Raw genomic sequence first — 23260 nt, 5'->3', positions numbered from 1 at the left:
ATATCCGCCGCCGCGTGACTGCTCAGAATCTCAGCCGAGCCATCGTGAACGCATCCACATATTCGCCGTTGCGGAAACCGAAGGCGCGTAGACGCCCCTCGGTTTCGAACCCGAATTTCTCGTAGAGGCCGATCGCCCGCGCATTGTCGACATAGACGGTCAGTTCCAGACGCTTGATTGCCAGCCAGTTGTCGGCGGTATCGATGAGAGCGCGCAATAGCGCGGACCCGATGCCGCAGCCGGTAAAGTCGTCATGCACGCCCATACCGATGCTGCCGCTGTGAATCCGCCGGCCGGCAAGGCGGTTCATGCCGGCATTGCCGACAATCTGCCCGTCAAGCACGGCGACAAGGCCGGTCGAATTGGGCGATGACTTCTCCAGCCATTGCCGTGTTTCCTCGACGCTTTGAAAGGGCAGGCGAAGCGTGCCGGCGCGAAAGCCGGGGAGATTGGCGATCGTGGCGATTCCTTCCGCGTCGGACGGGCGCGAGGCACGAATCTCGACCGCGCCGATTTTGCCTGATCGTCGTTTGGCGGGTTCTTGCTCTTCGAAAGACATGGGCTCTCCTTGATATTGATGAGGAGAGCAAGGAAGCTTCAACCCTGCTCGCCTCGGCAGGGTTGAGATGGATCGCGGTCAGCTCAGCGCAACACAGCTTCCACTCGCCCTGCAAGGGGAGAGATGGTGTGAAGGTGCATCACGATTGTGCGGTTTGCGATCATGGGCGGATGATCCGACGCGATGCGGAAGTTGTCAATCGTTCCTTGCATAAATCCCTTGATGGAACCGCTGCCTCCCCAAGGCGCGATGAGGTTGCTTCGTTTCATATATTACTTGACAGGCAACCATTTGGTTGCCTATAAATAAGGAAAGGCAACCAAATGGTTTCGTATCCGTGGATGATGATGATGCGATCTTCAAGGCGCTGGCGGATGCCAGCCGGCGACAATTGCTCGACAGGCTCTATGAGCAGAACGGGCAAACCCTCAATGCGCTCTGCGAAGATCTGGACATGAGCCGCCAGGCGGTCGCCAAGCATCTTGCCATTCTGGAGGAGGCCAATCTCGTCTCCTCGGAGAAGCATGGACGCGAGAAGCTGCATTTCATCAACGCGGTCCCGATCAATGGCATCGCCGAACGCTGGATCAACAAGTTCGAACGCCGGCATCTGAGTGCGCTTTCGGCCTTGAAGAAGGCGCTGGAGGACCAGGGCGGTCCGTGAGCTGAAGAAGCAATAAAATTCAAACAAGGAGAAATGGCATGGCTGGAAGCAAATTCGTCTACGTCACCTTCATCCGCACCACGCCGGAAAAGCTCTGGTCGGCGCTGACCACGCCGGAATTCATTAAGCAATACTGGTTCGATATGGTCCATGACACCGAGTGGAAGGTTGGATCGCCGTGGAAAATGCTCTTTCCCGATGGCCGGATTGCCGATGCAGGAGAGATTGCCGAGTTCGATCCGCCACGGCGTCTCGGCATCAAATGGCGCAATGAGTGGCGTCCGGACCTGAAGGCCGAAGGCTGGTCGCGCTGTGTGATGGAACTGGAGCCGGCGGACGGCGTCGTAAAATTGACCGTTACCCACGCGATCGAGGTTGAAAACTCCAAACTCATCGAGGCGGTTTCCGGTGGCTGGCCGAAGATCCTGTCCAATCTCAAATCGCTGCTGGAGACCGGAACGGTCGCAATCAGCCAGAAGTGAGATGACGCGCTACCGGCGTGTATTCGGACGCCGTTGCTTTGGCGGCGGCATCCATTATGTGGATCATTGCCACATCGATCGTGAAGCGTGGCACGCGGATATAAGGCGTCCCACCTTGCATCGCTCAGGGACCATCTTACCTTAGCCAAGCCGCTCTTGCTCCCCGCGGCTGTTGTTGGAGGATGATCGATGCGTTCACCCAAATTCTTTGCCGCCGTTGCCGGGTCTTTTCTGGCTCTGGCACCCATTTCCGCTTCCGCCGAGGTCGTCGGCAAGGTCGGCGTGGATTGGACAGGCAATGATATTCTGGTCGATGCCGTGCCGGACCCCGAAGTCTCGGGCGTCACATGCCATGTAACCTATTTCGACCGCAGCGTGATCGACCGGCTGCGCAAGGGCAATTGGTTCGAAGATCCTTCCAACAATTCCATCGCCTGCCGTCAGACCGGTCCGATCGAGATCGGCAATATCAATCTGTCCGAGAGCGGCGAGGAGGTGTTCCGCGCCGGGCTGTCGCTCATCTGGAAGAAGCTCGTCGTCACCCGCATCTACGACAAGAAGAACGATACGTTGGTCTATCTCATCCATTCGCGGCAGCTGGTGGATGGTTCCGCCAAGATGGCCATTTCGACAATCCCCTTGTTCGGCCAGCAGGTTACGTGGAAGAATGGCAAGCCGAAATGATGGTATTTCTATACCTCAAAAATAACCCGTAGAAAGATAATACCAAAAAAAGTCATACTCTTGGGTTGTCGAATTCCTTCTAGTTGCTTTCGGTCTGCACCTTTTTGATGCAATTTCGAAGGCGAACACGGAGGCGACTCTCGCCCCTGTTCACGGCCTGCAAGACCGTGTGATTGGCTACACCCCTGCCAAAACCGGTTGTATAAAAAGCGATCGCCCTGGAGCTCGGCTCCAGGGCGATCTTCTTTTGGTAAGCTAACTTATTGAAATCAGGCTGCCTGTGCCAACTGATCCGCAATGACCGTATCGAGGTTGAGGAAGCAGACCATGGTCTTTTCCAGTGCCACGATGCCGCGGCAGAAGGCGCGCTGAGCTTCGGGGATGATTTCCGGAGCCGGCTGCAGATCTTCGCTTTTGATCGACATCATATCCGAGACCTGTTCGACCAGCAGGCCGACCAGCTTGCCGGCAATATCCGTGACGATGATTGCGGAGCGCTCTGAAGGTTCCGTCATCTTCATGCCGAGGCGGCAGGCCATATCGATGACCGGGATTACGGCGCCGCGCAGATTGATGAGGCCGAGCACGTATGGCGGCGTATGCGGCATCGGCGTCACCGGGGCCCAGCCGCGGATTTCGCGGATCGCCATGATGTCGATGCAGAATTCCTGATCGCCAAGGTGAAAGGAGACGATTTCCAGATAGGTGCCCGATTGCTTGATGGCGTTCGTCATATTCGAGAACTTCCCGTTTGGCATCGCCGCAAGCGACGCTCGCGATTGAAAAGAGAGATCGGCTGGAGCGGCTTGGGCAGCGGCAGCGTCCGGTGCTTCGGCGAAAGATACGCCTGGCGTTCCGGCGGGCGTCATGCCCTTCTGGAATAAAGAGGTTTGCCGCGCTTTCGGGCGGCGAGCGAAGTGGAATTCGACCTTTGCTGCAGATGTTGGCGCGGACTGGTTAGGATTGGTTTAACATGAATGCAGATTTTGTCTCTTCGGCCGAAGAAGAGCGGCGAAATGGGATGATCAAGGTTCGGAAGCCCCCCGAACCGCATGCTGCGACGATTTCGGCCTCCTCTGAACATCTTCTTGAATTGCGTCCTCCACTTCGAGCCGTTACATCGGCTAGGGGGCGATACTGCACTTTCGGCGCGATCGTCTGTATCGGTGAGGAATAGCATTCATGAGAAGCGTGCGGATTGCAGTTTGGGTGGCCGTGTTGATCGTGGCCGGACTATTGGGCTGGTTTAGCTTTGGCGGCGGCAAGTCGCCCGAGGTGGCGGCATCCGGGCCTTATGGCGTGCCCTTTACCCTCGTTTCGCAGAGCGGCCAGCCGATCAGCGACCAGGCATTTCGCGGTAAGCCGTCGGCCGTTTTCTTCGGTTATACCCATTGCCCCGATGTCTGCCCGACGACGCTGTTCGAGCTGAACGCCTGGCTGGAGAAGGTCGATCCTGATGGCAGCAAGCTCAATGCCTATTTCGTGACTGTTGATCCCGAGCGCGATACGCCCGCCATCATGGACCAATATGTCTCCAACGTATCGAAGCGCATCACCGGAATTTCCGGCGATCCCGCCAAGGTGATGGAGATGGTCAAGGGCTTCCGGGTCTATGCCAAGAAAGTGCCGGTCGACGACAAGCAACCGAATGGCGACTATACGATGGATCACACCGCTTCCGTCTTCCTGCTGGATTCGCAGGGCCGCTTTGCCGGAACCATCGCTTATGAGGAGGATCCGGACGTGGCGATGAAGAAGCTGGAGAACCTGGTCAAGAAGGGATAGGGCCTGCATGGGCGAGGGGATTGATGGACAGGGAAAATCCAGATCCATCCTGATTGTGGGGGCCGGACCGGTCGGCCTTGCCGCCGCTCTGGAGCTCGCCCGTCGCGGCTTCTCGCCGCGCATCGTCGATGACGGCATTGGTCCGACGCCGCTGCAGGAAAGCCGGGCGCTTGGCGTCAATGCCCGCACGCTGACGCTGCTGTCTCCTTCCGGCGTTGCGGAGCGCATCATCGCCGCCGCGCAACCGATCGAGCAGTTTCGGGTCCGCTCAGGCGAGAAAATTCTCATCGGGCTGGATACGCGAAAAGTGAAGGGCCGTTTCGGTGCCATTCGCGCCTTGTCGCAGGGCAATACCGAACGGCTCTTGATCGAGGCGCTTTCGGCCTATGGAATCGCACCGGAATGGCGGACGACGGTCGTGGCAGAGGCCTTGGCCGATTTCCAGAGGCCGGAGGTCGTCCTGCGTCGCGCCGATGGTTCGCAGGAAGTGGTTCGGCCGGATATCTTGATTGGTGCCGATGGCGCGCATTCGGTCGTTCGCAAGGCGCTCGGGGCCGGCTTCCCGGGCGAGGCGCTGGAGGCTTATTTCTTTCTCGCCGATTTTCGTTATGCGGCTCCAGTCGATACCAGTTACGGCGAAGTCTCGATCCTCGATCCCGGCATGATCGTGCGCCTGCCGGTCTCTGCCGACGTCATCCGCTATATCTCGACGCTGGAGGATTTCGAAAAGCATATCGCGCATCCGGCTGCCGTTTCGGAGAAGACCTGGGTCTCGCAGTTCCGTATCCACTTCCGTCATGTCGAGCCGATGGCCAAGGGCAATGTCTTTCTTGCAGGCGATGCCGCGCATATCCATTCGCCGGCCGGCGCTCGCGGCATGAATCTCGGCATCGAAGATGCCTGCTGGCTTGCCTGGCTCATTGCGGAAGGCCGCGAACAGGAGTATTCGGCCCTGAGAATTCCCGCCGTGAAGCAGGTTTTGAAGCAGACCTATGGCCTGACACGATTGGTGACGATGCAAAGCCCGCTGGCAGTTGCGGCGCGTAATGTCCTTGCGCCGCTATTGTTGCGTTTCGGCCCGATCCGCCGGACATTGCTTCGGAGTGTGGCCGGCTATGATACGCCGAAGCCGCCCTGGATCGACTGGGCCGAATAAGAACGAGAAAGAGCGACGAGTTGAGTGAAATCCGCCTTTATGTGACGACGACCGAGAAAAAGGCCGAGCAGGTCCTGGACCTGATGACACCAATATTCGAAGACGAAGAGTTGCCGATCGCAACGACGGAGATCGATGAGAAGAACAATGTCTGGGAAGCGTCGATCTATCTGTATGCCGCAGATGAGGATGAGGTCCGTGGCCGTTTCGAAGCGCTCCTGAAGCCAGCTTTCGCCGATCTCGCCATTCAAAAGGAAGTGCTTCCCGATATTGACTGGATCGCCAAGTCGCTGGAAGGATTGAAGCCGGTGCGTGCCGGCCGCTTCCTCGTGCATGGCTCGCATGACCGCGACAAGATCGGTTCCAGCGATATCGCCATCGAGATCGAGGCCGGGCAGGCCTTTGGCACCGGTCATCATGGGACGACGGCAGGCTGCCTGGAAACGATCGATAAGGTCGTTACCAGCCGGCGCGTGCGCAATGCGCTCGATCTCGGAACGGGCAGTGGCGTGCTGGCGATCGCCGTGCGCAAGCTGCGCAACATTCCGGTTCTGGCAACGGATATCGATCCGATTGCCGTCCGCGTCGCGAAGGAGAATGTCCGCAGCAACGGCATCGCCTCGGGTGTCACGCTGGAGACGGCACCGGGATTCCATTCCACGGCTTTTTCCCGCCACGGGCCGTTCGACCTGATCATCGCCAATATTCTGGCGCGCCCACTCATCAAGATGGCGCCGCAGCTCGTGGCGCATCTGGCACCCGGCGGTTCGGTGATTCTTTCGGGTATCCTTGCCGAGCAGCGCTGGAAAGTTCTCGCCGCCTATAATGGCGCAAACCTGCGTCATGTGCGCACGATCTGGCGCAACGGCTGGGTCACCATCCATCTCGACCGGCCCTGAGCCGCTCACCTCCGCAACTGCAATTGCTGAAACGAAAAAGGCGGTGCCGAAGCACCGCCTTGAGATCGGTTTTCACCGATCTTGCCCGCGAGCGTGTGTGGAGGAGTGCTCAAGCGGGCTCTAGCGTCCTGATCATAATCCGAGAGGGAGGAGGAGAACCGGATTGCGACCGACTTGGAACGCGTAGATCTTAAACTTCTTAGCGGCGACCGCCGCGGCTGGCGCCGATAGCCTTCGAGGTTTCGACTTCGAGCTGACGAAGCGAGCCTACGGAGTGGCGTACGGTGCGACGCTCGCCAGCCAGCGCCGGGCTAACATATGCGGAGCGAGAGATAGGCATTGTCTTAAGTCCTTAATTTGAGCTGGTTCTTCGTGAACCCGTTTGATGTGCCGGATATAGCGACTTGCTTTTCGATGTGGCAGGGGGGCGGCTTCATGGGAGCTATGCGTGATATGCATGTTTCGTGCCGTGAAGTTGTCATATTCGGACAGTGATGCTCACGAAATGGGCGGATTCGTTAACGGCCGGAGATGAGATAGAACGCTCTCATGTGGTGTGCCGCCGCCGTTATTACGCATATCGTCTCGATGATCTAAAATCACGTCGCGCTTCCGATCATGATGCTCTAACATACTGGCACCATTCGGTTTCACGGATTCTCCACCAGCCTCGGATCAGCTCATGTTTCAATCTTTCGACGTCACTTCCACACCGCAATTCGGTCGCGAGCGCGTTACCGGTTTGCGTGCCGCCTTCGGTGATCTCGGCATTGACGGCTTCCTCGTGCCGCGTGCCGACGAGTATCAGGGCGAGTATGTGCCCAAATGCTCGGAGCGTCTGGCATGGCTGACCGGCTTCACGGGATCGGCCGGTGTTGCGCTTATCACACACTCTCAGGCCGTGGTCTTTGTGGATGGCCGCTATGTGACGCAGCTTGCAGAGCAAGTAGACCGCAGCGTCTTCACCGGTGGCGATCTGGTGAATGAACCGCCGCATCTCTGGCTGCCGCGCCATGCGAAGAAGGGCTTCCGGCTTGGCGTAGATCCCTGGCTGCATACGGGTGCCGAAGTGCGGCGGCTGGAAAAGGCGCTGGCCGAGATCGACGGCAAGCTCGTCTTCTTGCCCCACAATCCGCTCGACAAGCTCTGGGCGGATCGCCCGGCCGAGCCGCTTGGCGGCGTCATTATTCAGGATATCGGCCAGGCCGGCGTCCTGGCGCGGGACAAGCTGGCGGCAATCGCGGCTGGCCTCAAGGAAAAGAATCTCAAGGCCGTCCTGATCACCGATCCGTCTTCGGTCGCCTGGATCTTCAATATTCGCGGCAGCGACGTGCCGCATACGCCGCACCCACTGGCGCGCGCGATCATCTATGCGGAAGGCGAGGCCGAGCTCTTCCTCGACAAGCGCAAGACCAAGGTCGAGGCGGAGGCCTATCTGACGCAGATCTGCAAGCAGCTGCCGCCGTCCGAGCTCGTCAAGCGCCTTGGGGCGGCGGCGGCAAATGGTGCGCGCATTCTGGTCGATCCGGATCTCGCTTCCTACGCCTTGACCGACATCATCCGTCGAGAGGGCGGCGAGGTCGTCGAGGGTAATGACCCCGCCAAGCTGCCGCGAGCCTGCAAGAATGCCGCTGAAATCAATGGATCGGCCGCCGCTCATCTGCAGGACGGCGCCGCCATGGTCGAATTCCTTTATTGGCTCGAGACGAGCAAGCCGGGCACGGTGACGGAGATTGCCGCCGCCAAGCGGTTGGAAGCCTGCCGCGCCCGCGTCGGCGAAAGCATGCAGAACCCGCTGAAGGACATCTCCTTCGACACGATCTCCGGTGCCGGCGAGCATGCGGCCATCATGCACTATCGCGTGACGACGGAGAGCGACCGGCTGATCCAGGCCGGCGAGTTGTTCCTGATCGATTCAGGCGCGCAATACATCAACGGTACGACTGATATTACGCGAACTATCGGTATCGGTGCCGTCTCCGAAGAGCAAAAGCGCCTCTTCACGCTTGTCCTGAAGGGGATGATCGCCATCAGCACGGCGCGTTTTCCGAAGGGGACCCGCGGCTGCGATCTCGATCCGCTGGCGCGCATCGCGCTCTGGAAGGCAGGCGTCGATTTCGCCCATGGCACGGGCCATGGCGTCGGCTCCTATTTGTCCGTCCATGAAGGCCCGCAGCGCATCGCCCGGCTCGCCGTGCAGGAGCTGCTTCCCGGCATGATCCTGTCCAACGAACCAGGCTATTATCGCCCGGGTCATTTCGGTATCCGTATCGAGAACCTGATCTACATTCGCGATCCTGAGGAAATCGAGGGTGGCGACATGCCGATGCTGGGCTTCGAAACGCTGACCTTCTGCCCGATCGATCGCAGCCTGGTCCTCGTCGAGCTACTGACGCATGAGGAGCTGCATTGGCTGAACGAATATCACGTGCGGACGCGCGAGGCCCTGATGCCGCTGATCCATGATCACGATATCCGGGCCTGGCTGGAAAATGCCACGCTTGCGCTCAGCCATTGAGAAACACAGACCCCATCCTGTCTAAGCGGGGTGGGGTCTTTTACTGCCTCAAGCGCCGATGGAATGGCGCCATGCCATGACGACGATCCAGCCGGCAACCAGCATAAAGGTCGAGGGATAGCGCAGGCCGACGAGAAGGGCCGCCAGCATTGCCACCTTGATATCCCAGCCGCCGATGAAGAAGGCGGGTGCGACGAGGGTTGTGAGCACGGCGGCGGGCACGGCATTCAGCGCGGCTTCGACCCGCGGCGGAATGCGGGTCATTTTGACGATGAGAATATAACCGCCGATACGCGTCAGGAAGGTCACCACGGCTGCGGCCGCGATGAGCAGGACCATGTGCGAATTGAAATCGAGCATGGTCAGACCTCGTGACTTTCGTGAGCGACGTCGGGCTTGCGGTTCGCCTTCACCGGCGGCAGCACCGCCGCAAGGGCGACGCCGGCCAGCGCGCCGATGCTGACATGCCAGGGCGAGCCGACGTAACGATGCGCAATGGCCGATGCCACGGCGCTGGCGGCGACAACAGGCAGAAAGTTGTCACGCTTGCGGAAGCCCATGACGATGCCGAGGAAATAGATCGGCAGCAGGATATCGAGACCGATGGCTTTGGGATCGCCGATCAGGCTGCCGAGAAGGCCACCTATCAGGCTAATGATCACCCAGGGAACATAGATCATCGCCGCAAAGCCGATGTACCAGGCGAAAGTTACGGGCTTGCCGCTTTCGTGGCGCTTGATCGTCTCCGCAAATTGCGGGTCGACCAGCAGGAAGAAGGTGAAGAATTTCTCCACTGCGGAAAAGTGCCTGATGTAGCGCGCGATCGCCGCTGAATAGAGCACATGGCGAAAGTTCACCGCCAGGATCGACAGCACGATGAGCCAAGCCTGAACATTGTGACCGAAGAGGTCCAGCCCCACCATCTGGCTGGCGCCGGCATAGACCGTGCCGCTCATCAGGGTCAATTCGCCGAGCGACATGCCCTGATCTCGTGCCAGCGCACCAAAAAGGGCGCCGAATGGCGCTGCCGCAAGGCCGACGGGAATGCCGCCCTTCAAGCCTTCAAGAAAATCCGCGCGACTCATGGTCCGCTCTGTCCTTCATGGAAAATCTGGCGCTTTCGCCCGGTTGCCGTGTCGAGGGCGCACATTCCGCATGGAAACAACGATGATTGTACCCCTTGCGCATTTGCTGCCGCGCTGTTCAATGGCGGGAGGTGTAAGCCGTACCCGTAGAACCAGCAATTGAATTTCCTTGATGGATCAATTGATTTCCTTGATCCAGGTCCTTGGGTGCGCTTGTAAAATGGGAGACGGTGAAGATGAAGAAAATCACCTTTACGAAGGAGGAGAAGGCTGCCATCGTCGCCCGCCTTCAGCGCTATTTCTCCGACGAGCTCGACCAGGCACTCGGCACGTTGCCTGCCGAATTCCTGCTCGACTTCTTCACATCCGAGATTGGCCCTTACTATTACAATCAGGGCCTGCGGGATGCCCATGCCGCATTGGTAAGCAAGATGGAGGATTTCGGCGAGGCGATCTATCTGCTGGAGAAGGAGCCCGCCAAGGGCTGATAGGAGCTTATTTTCTGGGCTGAAAGGTGTGCTCTGCAGCGGGGAAGGTGCGGGCCTTCACTTCCTCGGCATAGGCTTCCGTTGCCTTCGAAACCACGGGCGCCAGCTCTGCAAAGTGCTTGACGAAGCGAGGTTTGAAATCGCTGAAGAGACCAAGCATGTCATCGGAAACAAGGATCTGCCCGTCGCAGGCGGGTGATGCTCCGATACCAATGGTGGGGATGGCTACGGCGGTGGTGATCTCGCGGGCAAGCGGTTCGACAGTACCCTCGACCAGGAGCGCGAAGGCACCGGCCCCCTCTATAGCCTTGGCATCCTGCCGGACCTTCTGGGCCTCCTTGTCCGAGCGGCCGAGTGTGCGATAGCCGCCGGTGGTATTGACCTGCTGGGGCATGAGACCGACATGGCCGAAGACCGGAATGCCGCGACGCGTGAGGAAGGCCACGGTTTCGGCCATCTCTTCCCCGCCTTCCAGCTTCACGCCGTCGCAGCCGGTTTCCTTCAGGATGCGGGCGGCATTGCGAAAGGCTTGTTCCTTCGATTCCTGGTAGGAGCCGAAGGGCATGTCGACGATGATGCAGGCATGTTTTGCACCACGCATGACCGCCTGGCCATGCGCGATCATCATTTCCAGCGTGACGCCGACGGTCGTCTCCATGCCGTAGAGCACCATACCGAGGGAATCGCCGACGAGGAGCAGGTCGCAATGCGGATCGAGCAGGCGGGCGATCGGCGTCGTATAGGCGGTCAGGCTGACGATCGGGCGCGTGCCCTTCATCGCCTCGATGGCGGCGGTCGTCACGCGTTTGGTCTGTCCGACGGTGCTCATCTCAGGCTGTCCTTTCTTTGGCGGATGGCCTGCGGCCGATGACGCGGTTGTCGAGCAAGCGGGTGGTGCCGATGCGAACGAACAATGCAATGAGGATCGGCTGTCCCTGCAGTTTGGTCAGCGGCTCCAGCGTTTCAGGATGGCGAACGGCGGCGACTTCCACGGTCGCAAGCGGTTCCTCACCGATGAAGGCGTGCAGCGCTTCTTCGAGTATGGCGGGGTCATCCGCGCCGAGATCGTAGAGCCTTTCGGCTTCCGCCAGTGCCTTTGGAACGATGACGGCGGCGGCACGCTCTTCCCGCGAGAGATAGACGTTGCGCGAAGAGAGCGCCAAGCCATCGGCATCGCGGACGGTCGGTACTGGCACGACACGAACGGGCTGCGCGAGATCCTCGACCATGCGGCGGATGATCGCCACCTGCTGGTAATCCTTCTCTCCGAAATAGGCGCGGTCGGGCTGGACGATATTGAAGAGCTTGGTAACGACGGTGGCAACGCCGGCGAAGTGTCCCGGGCGAACCGCACCTTCCAGCTCCGCCCCGAGCTTCGGCACATCGACCACCGTTTCCATCGGGCGCGGATACATATCGATGACGCCGGGTGCGAAGAGAAAATTGACGCCGGCGTCTCGCAGCATGGCGCTGTCGCGGTCGAGATCGCGTGGATATTTCGCCAGATCCTCGTTGGCGCCGAACTGCAACGGATTGACGAAGATCGAGGTGACGACGACGTCGTTCTCGGCCTTGGCGCGGGAGACCAGTTCCATATGGCCGGCATGCAGGTAACCCATGGTAGGCACCAGGCCGATTTTCCTGCCGGCTTTGCGGTGTTCGCCAAGCCGTTCGCGCAGGACGGCTATCGTGTGGACGATCTCCATCGTGTCACTCCTCCGCAAGCAATGCCGCTTCCGTATTGCCCGCTTCCATCCCTCAAAATTGGCGGGACTTCTAACGTGTGCAGTGCAAAAAGGCAATTCGCCTACGCTACCGGCGACGGTTTCGCTCTCAGCCTGCGAGGTCGTAACCCTTGGCGGCAGGCTCGGCGAGGACGATTTGCCTGTCGCCGCCATACTCCAAACGAAATCACTCTCCCAAGCGGTACTCGAGAGAGCGAAAACGGGATGGCGTTGTTTTTTTAAGGACTAGACCGAGCGGGTCAATCCGCCATCGACCTTGAGATTCTGGCCTGTGATGTAACCGGCGCCGTCTGAGGTGAGGAAGGCCACGGTGGCGGCGATCTCGGCGCTGGTGCCGTAGCGCCCCATGGGCACGCTGTCGCGGCGTTCTTCTGTCGCCGGCAGGCTGTCGATCCAGCCGGGCAGGACGTTGTTCATCCGCACATTGTCGGCGGCATAGGTGTCGGCAAAGATCTTCGTATAGGAGGCGAGGCCGGCCCGGAATACGGCTGAGGTCGGGAACATCGCTGACGGTTCGAAGGCCCAGGCAGTGGAGATGTTGACGATGGCGCCGGACTTCTGTCTCTGCATGATGGGAGCGACGAGGCGGACCGGGCGAATGACGTTCATCAGATAGACGTCGAGGCCGGTGTGCCATTGCTCGTCCGTGATATCGAGGATCGGAGCGCGCGGACCATGGCCGGCGCTGTTGACGAGCGCATCGATCCGTCCCCACTTTTCCATCGCCGCATCGACCAGACGCTTCAGGTCATCATTGGACTGGTTGGAGCCGGTAACGCCGATGCCGCCGAGTTCCTGAGCGATAGCCTCGCCCTTTCCGGAGGAAGAGAGGATGGCGACATGGAAGCCATCGGCGGCAAGGCGCCTGGCGCTTGCTGCGCCCATACCGCTGCCGCCCGCGGTGATAACAGCCACTTTTTCTATCGACATTCGTGCTTCCTTCCTCGTCCGGTTCCCGCAAGATCGATTGCCCTAAATCCGCCGATGAAATATCATCTTCTTCGCGCGAGAGCCAAGCATCTAAACTCTTGTCTATCAGTAGAAAAACTATCGCATGAATGGTTCACCGGGTAAACTTCCCTCTCTGAATGCCCTGAAGGCGTTCGAGGTCGCTGCGCGCCATTGCAGCTTCCGGCTGGCTGCCGAAGAGCTCGGAGTTACGCAGGGTGCTGTCGCCCAGCAAGTCCGCGGGCTGGAAGCTGAGCTCGGCGTAAAACTGTTCGAGCGGATGCCGCGGGCCTTGGCTCTGACCGGCGAGGGGCGAGGCTATATTGCCGACATCAGGCGTGCCTTTGAAATCATCGCCCGCGCGACGGGTGACCTCAGCCCGCAACCTGTCAGGCTTACCATCAGCACCACGCCGACATTCGCATCGAAATGGCTGATCCCGCGCCTGCCGGATTTTACAGCCCGTCACCCCGATCTCGATCTCCACATTCTCGCGACAGAACGCGTATCGAGCTTCCAGGCGGATGGAGTGGACCTTGCTGTCCGTTATGGCCGGCCACCCTTTGGACCGGGACTTGTTGCAGAGCTGCTCTTCGAGCAGGAGATCATTGCCGTTTGCAGCCCTGTGCTGCTGCATGATCGGAAGCCGCCAAAGACACCGGAGGAGCTGGAGGACTACGTGCTTCTTCACGATGCTCATAATTCCTGGCCCGAGTTTATCGACAGGCATCTTGGGCGGGCTTCGCAGGCATCCTACAAAGGGATCAGTTTCAATCAGACTTCGCATGCGATCGAGGCCGCTATCGCTGGACAGGGCATCGTGCTTGCGAACCGCGATTTCGTCGTGCGTGATCTGGCGGAAGGCCGGCTGACGCAGATAATTGAGGGATCGCTAAGCGGTCCTTCCGACTTTTATCTCGTCTGGCCGCGTTATCGGAAGTCCTCTGCCCTCGAGACGGTGATTGCCTGGATGAGCGAGGAGGTGAGACGGAAGTGATCGGCATGATGTCATGACGCTGCCGGCATTTTGGGCCGTGGTTTTGGTGTCGGCTCCACTTCGCTCCCTGAGATTAGCGCTTTCCTCAATCTTTTGCTGTTAGCTGCCGCCATGGCAAAGATCGTGGCGTTGGCTGCATATTTCTATCAGGCGGCGGTGGCTTTCGGGCTGCTGATCGCCGTTGCACATCTGCTCGCTCCAGCGGATTACGCGGCCTATTCGCTGTTCATCTCGATCAGCCAGTTCGCGGCGATTTTCTGTTTCGAATGGGTTCGTTTTGCCTGCAGCCGCTTTTATCCGGGGCAGGCGCCTGGAAGCGAGGCTCTGGAGCGCAAGGCGCTCACTGTGGAATTTGCGGCGTGCTCGGCGATTTGCCTGATCGCCGCTTCCGCCTCGATCTTCTTTTCTGTCTCGGCAGAGATTGCCTTGCTTGGCGGCCTGGTTGCGATCTTCCAGGGCGGCAGCGACCTGCATCTTACCATGCTGCGCTTCCGTCAGGAGTTTCGCGTCTTTTCGCGGTTGCAGGGTTCGCGGGCCACCATTTTGGCAATCGGTACGCTTGCGGGCGCTGCCGTTGCTCCGAATTTCACATGTACCGTCATCGGTCTGATGGCCGGCTATCTTGCCTATGGGCTCCTTGCCGCATTTCTGACCCGCAACAGTCTTCACGAGGCAGCTTCCTTCGAGAAGGCGCTGGTACGCAAGCATTTCGTCTATGGCAGCGTTGCCGCGAGCGCCTCTGTTATTGGCATGCTGACGCCGTTGGGACTGAAATCGATCCTTACGGCTACGCTGGGAGCGGGCGGCGCTGCCGGCGCGCTTCTTGCGCTTGATCTGCTGCAGAGACCCTTCGTCCTGATCGTTTCTGCCCTGCAGGCCATTCAATATCCCGATGTCGTCACGACCTATGATCGCGATGGGCGGACGCCTGCCTTTGCCAAGCAGCTTGGCGAATATTATTCGCTGCTGACCGGTCTGACGCTGATGACCGCCGCCGGCATTTTCGCGCTATTGCAGCCGGTTGGGCAATTGGTCATCGCCGCTGGTTTGCGCAAGGAGTTTCTTGCCGTCGCCCCCTTCGTCATCGGCCTTGCGACATGCCGCGCGCTGACGGCCAACATGATGCCCACTCCCGCGCATCTACAGCACCGGCTGTTGACGATCTTCGTGCTCGCGGTGCTGGATTGCGTGCTGCTGAATGCGGGTACGCTCATCGGCGGCTATCTCGGTTCCTTCGGCGATGCTGCCCTCATGGCCGGCGGCATGATTGGCGCGCTATGCGCCATGACGATCGGCGTCAAGGTGATGATGTCTCTTGCCTTTGATTTCGTCTGGCCGCCCGTCGTCCTGTCGACCATCGGGCTGGCTCTGCCGGTGCTGGCAACGGCCGGTTTTGGCTATTCGCTCTGGATATCGGTGGCTGTGGGCGTTGTTGGGGGCGCGCTCTTCTGCATGCTCGGCCTCTATAGCTACTTCGTCACGATGTTCCGGCCGCAGTCCCGGTCCTGAAATCTCCTAGAGATCTTTCAGGATAGACAAGACGCGATCGGCGCTGCCGTCCCAGGAGAAGCGTGTAACGTTCTCATGGCCGCGTCGGCGCAGATCCTGGCGCAACGCCTCGTCCGTCGCGATCCTTCGCATGGCGGAGACAAGTTCGTCCTGCCGGAAGGGATCGAAGTAGAGCGCGGCATCGCCTGATGCCTCGCGCACGGCAGGAATATCGGCCGCAAGCACCGGGCAGCCCTGGGTCATCGCTTCCAGCGGCGGGATACCGAATCCCTCGTAAAGGCTCGGGAAGACGAAGGCTGTTGCGTGACGCTCCAGGGCGACGATCTCGGCGTCGCTGAGCCGGCCCGGAAAGAGTAGGCTGTCGTTCGATTGCTGGTTATCCGATTTGAAGACGGTCGGCGCGGAGCCGCCGACGACCACGAGCTTCTGATTGTCATCCTTGAGCGCCTCGAAGGCGCGGATCGCGAAATCGAGGTTCTTGTTCGGTTTCATCGTCCCGACGAGCAGGAAGAAGCCGTTCGTCTTCAGGCCAAGCCGTTGCATGACGGCCTCATCCGGCTCGATGGCGGCGTAATGATCGACGGCATTGTAGACGACGTCGATGCCGGCTGATGGAACCCGGAACACCGAGGCGAGCTCCTGCCGCGAGAATTCGGAGACAGTGCCGATCTTGGCGGTGCGCGTCAGCACCGTACCAAGCGCGCCGTGCAGCAGGCGGTAGCTGCGCTTGAAGGATTGCGGGTGGCGGAAGATCGTGACGTCATGGATGACGACGGCCTGGCGGCGGTGCAGAAGCGGGCCGCTGCCGCCGAAGCCGATCAGGCGGCTGCCGCGCGAATGCGAAAGCAGCGATGTCTGTTCCCAGACGTGACCGGGGCCGGAGCCGAAACTGTCGATTTCGATGGAGGAAAGCTTGATATCGACGGGCGTATTCAGCGGCACGGCCAGACGCCAGCGCAATCCCTTCAGCGAGGCGGGCAGCGTGCCTGCGGAGATCCTGCGGTCGAGTGCCAAAGTGAGCTCGCGCGCGAAGCGCTGCACGCCCGACAGGGGCTGGCCGAGAAAACGCCCGTTGATGACAATCGACTGCACGCTGGAGATCCCGATATTTCATTGATCGGGTACAGGTTGCACCATTTTGTTTAGAGAAGGTTTAGCTCGGTTCGCGCGATTTTAGGCAAGCGCGTCTTTGCTGCTGACAATGGCGACGCCACGGGCTCGCATGTCGTCGATTGCCGATTTGACGCCGGCAGGATCGATGCCACGGCTTGCATCCTCGATGAAGCGGACGCTGACGCCGGGTAGCATTTCCGCGGCATCGAGGGCTGAGAACTTGACGCAATAATCGGTTGCCAGTCCGCAAAGGTCGAGTTCGGTGACGCCTTTGTTACGCAGATAGGCCGCCAGTCCGGTAAGGGCGGCCTGGTCGTTGTCGCGGAAGGCGGAATAGCTGTCGACGGCGGGATTCTGGCCCTTTTGCTGGATGAAATCGACGGCGGCCATATGGAGGTCGGGATGGAAGGCGGCGTCTTCGGTATTCTGGACGCAATGGTCAGGCCACATCATTTGCGGTTTCCCCGAGAGCATGCCGATTTCGAAGGGTTTCTTGCCGGGATGGGCGGAGGCGAAGCTGCCGTGGCCGGCGGGATGCCAGTCCTGCGATGCGATGATGAGGTCGTATTGGCCGCTGTCTATGAGCCGGTTGGCAACGGGTACCACCTGGTCTCCCTCGGGAACCGGAAGGTTGCCGCCGGGGCAGAAGCCGTTCTGGATGTCGATGAGCAGCAGCGCTTTCATGAGGCCTGTCCTTCCGTTTTGTTGCGCTGCACGATGCCAAGCGGCGCGCTTCGGATCAAGCCCCTTGCGCCCCGCCGATAAAGCCGGCGAGGCGCGATGGTTTGCAAAGGCTTACGCCGGCTTGTGGCCCTTGAGGCCATAAAAGGCGATGTAGAGGTAGCAGATGATCGGCATGAGGAAGGCAAGGTGAATGCCGATCGTGTCGGCAAGACCGCCCTGGATGACAGGCAGGATGGCGCCGCCGACAATGGCGAGGCACAGAATGCCCGAGCCCTGGCTCGTATATTTGCCGAGGCCATGCAGCGCCAGGCTGAAGATCGTCGGGAACATGATGGAGTTGAAGAGGCCGATGGCCAGTATCGACCACATGGCGACATGGCCCGTTGTCAGCACAGTCACCACCAGCAGCACGATGGCGACCGCGGCGTTGAAGGCGAGCGCCTTGCCGTCATCGATATGCCGCATGATTGCCGAGCCGATGAAGCGGCCTATCATGGCGCCACCCCAGAAGTACGAGACGTAATGAGCAGCATCGGCCTCGGAGAGATGGGCGATATCGGGCTGGCTCAGGAAGTTGACAAGGAAACTGCCAACGCTGACTTCAGCGCCGACATAGAGAAAGATGCCGACAGCGCCGAGCACGAGATGGCGATACTGCCAGGCGGAACCGCCGCCGCGCATCGGCTCGACGGTTTCCTCGTCTTCGACTTCGGGAAGCTTCAGCGCCGCGAAGATGGCGGCAAGCAACAGCAAGGCTGCAGCGAGAAGCAGATAGGGGAACTTGACCGCGCCTGCTTCGGCAAGACGCATCGCATCGAGTTGCTCTGGGGTCGCGTTGGCGGCAGCAACGGTCGCGGCAGACAGGATCAACATCGCGCCGAAGTAGGGAGCTATCGTCGTGCCGAGTGAATTGAAGGCTTGTGTCAAGTTCAGGCGGCTGGCGGCGGTATCCGGCGGTCCCAAGACGGTGACATAGGGGTTGGCGGCGACCTGCAGGATCGTGATGCCGGTGGCGAGCACGAAGAGCGCACCCAGAAAAAGGGCATAGACGCGATAGCTGGCGGCCGGAATGAACAGGGCGCAGCCAACGGCCGCGATCGCGAGGCCGACGACAATGCCCCATTTATAGGTGATGCGCTTCACGAGCGCGCCGGCCGGCAGCGATACGATGAAGTATGCGCCGAAAAAGCAGAGCTGAATGAGCATCGCCTGGGTGTAATTGAGCTGAAAGACGCTCTTCAGGTGCGGGACCAGAATGTCGTTTAGGCAGGTAATGAAGCCCCACATGAAAAAGAGTGAGGTGAGTGCGATAAGCGCGAATTGGTAATTGCCCTGGCCATGGTGTGCGGATGCACGCGCGCTGGTGGGCGCAGAGCTTGTTGCTGAGCCAGCCACTTTTTTATCCTCGGTTCTTGTTGTTGCCAGGCTTCGATAGCGACCCGGGCGTAAAAGCCCGAACGGGCCGGAAGAAGGACTGGCAGCGGCTTGCCGAAATGCCCGCGGGAAACGCGGGACCCCGAAGCCGCTTCAATCGATATAATCGATTGGATTATCATTGGTAGCTTGCTAGGTATGCGTATTCTGCAATGCTGCAATGCAATCGCTTGCAAGGACGGAATGTCTAGCCATGCCTTCCGGCTTTTGGGCTGCACACGCGATTGGGGCAGGCTGCGGACGTCAGTCGAGGCTGTGCAAATAGCCAAGAACGGCGCGTTTCACGCGCAGAGCCAGCTGGTTTCTATCCTGGTCGCCATGTTCGCCGGCGGCATCGACCATTCCCTTGATGATCGCGACCACGTCGCGGCTCGCCACATCGATATCGGCCTGCCGCGGCAAATCCGATCGCAGCAGGGTTGCGCGCGTAAGCTCTAGGAATCGCCTTTTGACCGCTTCGGTGGCGGCATCGAGCGGCAACCGCGCCTCCTCGAAATCGAGCAAGCGGGCGAGCGCGGGCCGGCGAAGCTGCTGCTCGACGCAAGGGAGGATGAGCGCCGACAGGGCCTCGCTGCCGGTAGGTTTGCCGGCGGCGATTTCCGCCTCGTCGACGAGACGGGAAGTTTCGCGCAGGATCAAAGCGCCGATCAACGCATCCTTGCGCGGAAAGTACTGATAGAGCGAGCCGACGCTGACGCCGGCCTTCTCCGCGACGGCGTTGGTGGAGAAGGCTTCATGGCCGCGCTCCTCCAAAATGCGAGCTGCAGCCTCGACGATCGCCTCGACGGTTGCGAGCGAACGGGCCTGTCTTGGCGCTTTTCTCGGGGCAGCGCGGCTGCGGAGCGGGCTTTCGGACATGTTCCTGGAATGCGAGTAGCAAAAAGCGAATTATCGCTCATATTACAGTTCACGACCCAATGAAACAAGCGTTTCAACGACATGCCGGGATTGAGCCCCCAGGCATGGCCGAGAGCGTGTGTGCGAACGACAAGGAGAATGACGCATGTCCAACGAAATCAAGACCGCAATTGTCACCGGTGCATCCAAGGGCATCGGGGCGGCCATTGCGAGGCAGCTTGCCGCCGACGGCTTTCAGACTGTCGTAAACTACGCGTCGAGTTCGGAAGAGGCCGCTGCTGTTGTCGCCGGCATTACAACGGCGGGCGGCCGAGCGCTTGCGGTCCGCGCCGATGTCTCCGATGCCCAAGCCGTGACGGCATTATTCGATCACGCCGAGGCGGAGTTCGGAAAGGTCGATGTGCTGGTCAACAATGCCGGCATCAGCAAGTTCTCATCTATGGCCGAGGTTTCGGATGAGGATTTTCAGCAGCAGGTCGCGGTCAACCTGACGGGCACCTTCAATGGGATGAGAGAGGGGGCAAGACGGGTGCGCGATGGCGGCCGCATCATCAACCTCTCCACGAGCATCATCGGCCACTATTCTCCCGGCAACGGCGTCTATGCCGCGACGAAGGCGGCGGTGGAGGCGATGACGCATATTCTCGCCAAGGAACTCGGCCCGCGCGGCGTCACCGTCAATGCCGTCGCGCCGGGGCCGATTGCTACGGAGCTGCTGTTCAAGGGGCGGTCCGAGGCGCTGATCCAGCGGCTGGTCAACGACATTCCGCTTGGTCGCCTTGGGCTGCCGGAGGATATCGCCCAGATCGTATCGTTTCTGGCCGGGCCGCAGAGCGGCTGGGTCAACGGCCAGATCATCAGGGCAAATGGCGGGCGCAATTGAGATAAGGCAGCGAGTCGCAGAAGTCTTCATAGCGGCATGATCCGCTATCGCCGGGAATAGCGCGATACCGAATGGTGCCACCGTGAGACCGGCAGTGTCTCGCGGTGGATTTCCCGTTGCTGCGTTGCGAGGCTTAGTCGAAAGCCAATCCTTCCTCGGCAATGGATTTCCGGACGGCGTCGCGCTGCCTCATGCGGCCATACCAGGCTTCGAGATTACGCAGCCCATCGAAATGGATGCCGGCCTTGTAATAGGATTTCAGCCACGGAGCCTGGCCCCATCCCGTCAGCGCAAACAGATAGGCGTCGGCAACCGTAAAGTTGTCGCCCATCAGGAATGCGCGATCGGCAAGATGCGTGTCGATCCACTGAAATCGCTTTTCGAGCTTCGGCCGAGCTGTCTCGACATAGTTTCCCGCCAGCCGCGCATAAAGGAGCGGAATGAAGCCCTTATGGATTTCCGTCGACAGGAAGCCGAGCATTTCCTGTAGCCTGTAGCGCTCCATCGTGCCGGCAGGCGCGGCCAGTCGAGCCTCGGGCTTCAGATCCGCCAGATATTGGACGATGGCCGGCCCCTCACGCAAAAGATTGCCGTCGGCAAGCTCGAGCAACGGGACATAGCCATGCGGGTTGATGCCGTAAAAATCCAGCCCGGTTTCGGTCTTGTGGCTGGTGTGATCGACCTTGATGAGGTCCACGTCCAGGCCGAGCTCGTTGATGACGATATGGGGCGAGAGCGAGCAGCTTGCGGGCAGATAGTAGAGTTTCACTGGGGGTCTCCATGGTATTTTCCGGTGCCAGCTTTCGCTTGGAAAGGCTGTCGCTGAACCATGTAGTCCCATTGGTATAGAATAGTAAGAACGGAAAAGTTTGACATCTAGGTACAAAAATTATACCGCGATGCGCATGAGGTATGCGCGATGAAAAAGACCGTAACTGGCTGCTCCGTCGAGGAGGCGATGCATTTGCTGGGAGGCCGCTGGCGGTTGCTGATCGTGTCCTATCTGGTGGATGGACCACAACGCTTCAACGGGTTGCGGCGACTGATGCCGGGGATTTCTCAGAGGATGCTGACGCTCGATCTGCGGGCGCTGGAGGAGGCCGGCCTTATCAGGCGGACGGTCTATCCGACGGTTCCCGTGAAGGTTGAGTATTCGCTGACCGAGGATGGGAGACGGTTGGAGAAGGTGGTGGCCGTGGTCAAGGAATTTGGGCTGTGGCTCAAGGATCGAGATGCGCAGAAGGTTGAAGAGCGTGAGGCCTCACCAGAGCTCGTAATATAGATCCCGCCAGTCCGGATTTGTCTTTTCGATCAGCTCGATCTTCCACTGGCGATACCAGCGCTTCAGGGATTTTTCCCTTTGTATGGCTGAAGTAATGTCGGCGTGGTCTTCATACCAGACGAGCCGTGTGCAGCCGTATTTCCATGCAAAGCCGGGCGTCAGACCTTCACGATGTTCGTAGATGCGGCGCTCTATATCGGCTGTGACGCCGATGTACAAAGTGCCTCGTTTGTGGTTGGTGATGATGTAGGTATAGCCACCCATGCGTGTAGGATGATGGTGGCGAGGATGGTCGTCAAGAGGTGAGATTGCGGATGATCATTTATTGTGTCGGATCATAATGCTCGCGCTCTCGTTTGCCACCGACAGCATACCTCACGCTCCGTCATCCTCGGGCTTGACCCGAGGATCCAAGCACAGGCCTTGATGTTTAAGCATACTAGAGCGTTTCTGATTTTGTTTGAATCGTGGATTCCCTTTTGGTGTCGAATGTGATTCAAGATGCTGGCTGAGAGGAGGTCAGCATTGATGGTCGCACCTCTTTCGAATGATCTGCGTGAACGTGTGGTTGGTGCTGTTGTGGCGGGAGAGAGCTGCCGCTCGGTGGCGGCGCGGTTTGGTGTCTCGGTCTCATCTGTTGTGAAGTGGTCGCAGCGGTATCGCCGCAGCGGTTCCGTCGCGCCCGGTCAGATGGGAGGGCATCGCAAACGCCTTTTGGAACCGCATCGCGCTTTCATTGCCGAGCGGATTGCACAGACCCCGCAGATCAGCCTGCACGGCCTCAAGGACGAACTGGCGGTGAGAGGCGTCATCGTCTCACATGACGCCGTTTGGCGTTTCCTGCGCCGCGAGGGACTGCGCTTCAAAAAAAACGATGTTTGCCCTTGAGCAGGCGCGCACTGACATCGTCCGTCGGCGCAAGCGCTGGCAGTCATGGCAGACGCGACTTGATCCTCGAAGGCTCGTGTTCATCGACGAAACCTGGATTAAAACCAATATGGCTCCGCTGTACGGCTGGGGTGTTAAGGGTAAGCGCCTGCGTGGTTTTGCTCCGCATGGCCATTGGCGCACATTGACCTTCGTCGGCGCGCTACGGGCCGATTGTCTCACCGCACCCTGCGTCTTCGACGGCCCGATCAATGGCCAATGCTTCAAGGCCTATGTCGAGCAACAACTCGTCCCGACGCTGCGACCAGGCGACATCGTCATCATGGACAATCTGGGCAGCCACAAATCCAGGCAGATACGCCAGTTGATCAAGGCCGCCGGCGCAAGGCTCTGGTTTCTGCCGCCCTATTCACCAGACCTCAATCCAATCGAACAGGCTTTCGCCAAGATCAAACATTGGATGCGAAAAGCACAAACACGCACCATCGAAGACACCTGGCGATATCTCGGCTCACTCGTCCAGACAATCGGTCCACACGAGTGCGCCAGTTACATTGTCAATGCTGGATACGCTTCAAACAAAATATGAAACGCTCTAG

General features: G+C 59.6%; 27 protein-coding genes. 13 read left to right on the top strand and 14 right to left on the bottom strand.

The genetic code is table 11. The features are described 5' to 3' along the window. Window positions 1-22 precede the first annotated feature (22 nt). The gene (locus tag GA0061103_RS11710; RefSeq protein WP_092711320.1) at window positions 23-559 is read right to left on the bottom strand and encodes a GNAT family N-acetyltransferase; all 537 of its coding nucleotides are present in this window, start codon (window positions 557-559) and stop codon (window positions 23-25) included. 337 nt (window positions 560-896) lie between these two features. Between GA0061103_RS11710 and GA0061103_RS11705 the strand changes: the two genes are divergently transcribed. The 3 genes from GA0061103_RS11705 (at window position 897) to GA0061103_RS11695 (ending at window position 2389) form a co-directional block, all read left to right on the top strand. Next, window positions 897-1223 carry an ArsR/SmtB family transcription factor gene (locus GA0061103_RS11705; protein ID WP_092711318.1) on the top strand — a complete coding sequence of 109 codons (327 nt, stop codon included), beginning with the start codon at window positions 897-899 and terminating at the stop codon, window positions 1221-1223. A 38-nt stretch (window positions 1224-1261) separates the two neighbouring features. After that, window positions 1262-1705 (top strand): SRPBCC family protein, encoded by a 444-nt coding sequence (locus GA0061103_RS11700; RefSeq protein WP_092711316.1) that lies wholly within the window; start codon window positions 1262-1264, stop codon window positions 1703-1705. A gap of 189 nt (window positions 1706-1894) precedes the next feature. Next, complete coding sequence (locus GA0061103_RS11695; protein ID WP_092711315.1) at window positions 1895-2389, top strand: CreA family protein; 495 nt, start codon at window positions 1895-1897, stop codon at window positions 2387-2389. Window positions 2390-2658: 269 nt separating this feature from the next. On the opposite strand, the gene GA0061103_RS11690 is transcribed toward GA0061103_RS11695, so the two are convergent. After that, window positions 2659-3123, bottom strand: a complete 465-nt coding sequence (locus tag GA0061103_RS11690; RefSeq protein WP_069612836.1) for a chemotaxis protein CheW — start codon at window positions 3121-3123, stop codon at window positions 2659-2661. Between the two features lie 448 nt (window positions 3124-3571). On the opposite strand from GA0061103_RS11690, the gene GA0061103_RS11685 reads away from it, so the two are divergent. From GA0061103_RS11685 to GA0061103_RS11675, 3 genes are read left to right on the top strand one after another with little or no spacing between them, the layout of a single operon-like run. Then, entirely contained in the window at window positions 3572-4174 is a 603-nt protein-coding gene (locus GA0061103_RS11685; protein WP_092711313.1) for an SCO family protein, read from the top strand. A 7-nt stretch (window positions 4175-4181) separates the two neighbouring features. Continuing rightward, complete coding sequence (locus tag GA0061103_RS11680) at window positions 4182-5330, top strand: FAD-dependent oxidoreductase (protein WP_092711311.1); 1149 nt, start codon at window positions 4182-4184, stop codon at window positions 5328-5330. 20 nt (window positions 5331-5350) lie between these two features. Next, on the top strand, window positions 5351-6229 hold the full coding sequence (locus GA0061103_RS11675) for a 50S ribosomal protein L11 methyltransferase (RefSeq protein WP_092711309.1): 879 nt from the start codon (window positions 5351-5353) through the stop codon (window positions 6227-6229). Between the two features lie 199 nt (window positions 6230-6428). Here GA0061103_RS11675 and GA0061103_RS35035 read toward each other — a convergent pair whose 3' ends face one another. Continuing rightward, on the bottom strand, window positions 6429-6569 hold the full coding sequence (locus GA0061103_RS35035) for a hypothetical protein (protein WP_167376577.1): 141 nt from the start codon (window positions 6567-6569) through the stop codon (window positions 6429-6431). Between the two features lie 342 nt (window positions 6570-6911). Here GA0061103_RS35035 and GA0061103_RS11670 point away from each other — a divergent pair, with 342 nt between their 5' ends. Continuing rightward, on the top strand, window positions 6912-8747 hold the full coding sequence (locus GA0061103_RS11670; RefSeq protein ID WP_092711308.1) for an aminopeptidase P family protein: 1836 nt from the start codon (window positions 6912-6914) through the stop codon (window positions 8745-8747). A gap of 48 nt (window positions 8748-8795) precedes the next feature. Here the strand turns inward: GA0061103_RS11670 and GA0061103_RS11665 are convergent, their stop codons facing one another. After that, window positions 8796-9107, bottom strand: a complete 312-nt coding sequence (locus GA0061103_RS11665; protein ID WP_092711306.1) for an AzlD family protein — start codon at window positions 9105-9107, stop codon at window positions 8796-8798. Between the two features lie 2 nt (window positions 9108-9109). Further along, on the bottom strand, window positions 9110-9832 hold the full coding sequence (locus tag GA0061103_RS11660) for an AzlC family ABC transporter permease (protein WP_092711304.1): 723 nt from the start codon (window positions 9830-9832) through the stop codon (window positions 9110-9112). Between the two features lie 236 nt (window positions 9833-10068). Between GA0061103_RS11660 and GA0061103_RS11655 the strand changes: the two genes are divergently transcribed. Then, the gene (locus GA0061103_RS11655; protein ID WP_092711302.1) at window positions 10069-10320 is read left to right on the top strand and encodes a DUF2164 domain-containing protein; all 252 of its coding nucleotides are present in this window, start codon (window positions 10069-10071) and stop codon (window positions 10318-10320) included. A 7-nt stretch (window positions 10321-10327) separates the two neighbouring features. On the opposite strand, the gene panB is transcribed toward GA0061103_RS11655, so the two are convergent. From panB to GA0061103_RS11640, 3 genes are all read right to left on the bottom strand, one after another. Continuing rightward, entirely contained in the window at window positions 10328-11149 is an 822-nt protein-coding gene (gene panB / locus GA0061103_RS11650) for a 3-methyl-2-oxobutanoate hydroxymethyltransferase (protein WP_092711300.1), read from the bottom strand. 1 nt (window position 11150) lies between these two features. Further along, window positions 11151-12026, bottom strand: a complete 876-nt coding sequence (panC, locus tag GA0061103_RS11645; protein WP_092711298.1) for a pantoate--beta-alanine ligase — start codon at window positions 12024-12026, stop codon at window positions 11151-11153. 264 nt (window positions 12027-12290) lie between these two features. Further along, window positions 12291-12995: an SDR family oxidoreductase gene (locus GA0061103_RS11640; protein WP_092711296.1), complete on the bottom strand. Its 705-nt coding sequence runs from the start codon at window positions 12993-12995 to the stop codon at window positions 12291-12293. Window positions 12996-13119: 124 nt separating this feature from the next. On the opposite strand from GA0061103_RS11640, the gene gcvA reads away from it, so the two are divergent. Beyond that, window positions 13120-14010: a transcriptional regulator GcvA gene (gene gcvA, locus GA0061103_RS11635; protein WP_092711294.1), complete on the top strand. Its 891-nt coding sequence runs from the start codon at window positions 13120-13122 to the stop codon at window positions 14008-14010. Window positions 14011-14121: 111 nt separating this feature from the next. Further along, window positions 14122-15519: a polysaccharide biosynthesis protein gene (locus tag GA0061103_RS11630; protein WP_092712748.1), complete on the top strand. Its 1398-nt coding sequence runs from the start codon at window positions 14122-14124 to the stop codon at window positions 15517-15519. A gap of 6 nt (window positions 15520-15525) precedes the next feature. Here the strand turns inward: GA0061103_RS11630 and GA0061103_RS11625 are convergent, their stop codons facing one another. The 4 genes from GA0061103_RS11625 to GA0061103_RS11610 form a co-directional block, all read right to left on the bottom strand. After that, a complete protein-coding gene (locus GA0061103_RS11625; protein ID WP_092711292.1) occupies window positions 15526-16611 on the bottom strand; it encodes a glycosyltransferase family 4 protein in 1086 nt (361 codons plus the stop codon). Window positions 16612-16692: 81 nt separating this feature from the next. Beyond that, window positions 16693-17316 carry a bifunctional nicotinamidase/pyrazinamidase gene (pncA, locus tag GA0061103_RS11620; protein WP_092711290.1) on the bottom strand — a complete coding sequence of 208 codons (624 nt, stop codon included), beginning with the start codon at window positions 17314-17316 and terminating at the stop codon, window positions 16693-16695. Between the two features lie 111 nt (window positions 17317-17427). Continuing rightward, window positions 17428-18711 carry a sugar MFS transporter gene (locus GA0061103_RS11615; RefSeq protein ID WP_092711288.1) on the bottom strand — a complete coding sequence of 428 codons (1284 nt, stop codon included), beginning with the start codon at window positions 18709-18711 and terminating at the stop codon, window positions 17428-17430. Between the two features lie 282 nt (window positions 18712-18993). After that, on the bottom strand, window positions 18994-19608 hold the full coding sequence (locus GA0061103_RS11610; protein ID WP_092711286.1) for a TetR/AcrR family transcriptional regulator: 615 nt from the start codon (window positions 19606-19608) through the stop codon (window positions 18994-18996). A gap of 145 nt (window positions 19609-19753) precedes the next feature. Here GA0061103_RS11610 and GA0061103_RS11605 point away from each other — a divergent pair, with 145 nt between their 5' ends. Further along, on the top strand, window positions 19754-20491 hold the full coding sequence (locus tag GA0061103_RS11605; RefSeq protein ID WP_092711284.1) for an SDR family oxidoreductase: 738 nt from the start codon (window positions 19754-19756) through the stop codon (window positions 20489-20491). A 133-nt stretch (window positions 20492-20624) separates the two neighbouring features. On the opposite strand, the gene gstA is transcribed toward GA0061103_RS11605, so the two are convergent. After that, window positions 20625-21260 carry a glutathione transferase GstA gene (gstA, locus tag GA0061103_RS11600; RefSeq protein ID WP_092711282.1) on the bottom strand — a complete coding sequence of 212 codons (636 nt, stop codon included), beginning with the start codon at window positions 21258-21260 and terminating at the stop codon, window positions 20625-20627. Between the two features lie 150 nt (window positions 21261-21410). Here gstA and GA0061103_RS11595 point away from each other — a divergent pair, with 150 nt between their 5' ends. Beyond that, window positions 21411-21773 carry a winged helix-turn-helix transcriptional regulator gene (locus tag GA0061103_RS11595; RefSeq protein WP_092711280.1) on the top strand — a complete coding sequence of 121 codons (363 nt, stop codon included), beginning with the start codon at window positions 21411-21413 and terminating at the stop codon, window positions 21771-21773. Here the strand turns inward: GA0061103_RS11595 and GA0061103_RS11590 are convergent. Further along, window positions 21753-22037 carry a GIY-YIG nuclease family protein gene (locus tag GA0061103_RS11590; RefSeq protein ID WP_092711277.1) on the bottom strand — a complete coding sequence of 95 codons (285 nt, stop codon included), beginning with the start codon at window positions 22035-22037 and terminating at the stop codon, window positions 21753-21755. The two genes, GA0061103_RS11595 and GA0061103_RS11590, sit on opposite strands and share 21 nt — an antisense overlap. A 264-nt stretch (window positions 22038-22301) precedes the next feature. Between GA0061103_RS11590 and GA0061103_RS11585 the strand changes: the two genes are divergently transcribed. Continuing rightward, a protein-coding gene (locus GA0061103_RS11585; RefSeq protein ID WP_092711274.1) for an IS630 family transposase occupies window positions 22302-23250 on the top strand; the annotation gives its coding sequence in 2 pieces (ribosomal slippage) (window positions 22302-22637 and window positions 22639-23250; 948 coding nt in all). Window positions 23251-23260 lie beyond the last annotated feature (10 nt).

The sequence above is a fragment of the Martinezella multihospitum genome (genome assembly GCF_900094585.1).
Taxonomy (GTDB): domain Bacteria; phylum Pseudomonadota; class Alphaproteobacteria; order Rhizobiales; family Rhizobiaceae; genus Rhizobium; species Rhizobium multihospitium.
The sequence above is the reverse complement of the archived record's forward strand: the minus strand, read 5'-3'. Positions and strand labels throughout refer to the sequence as shown.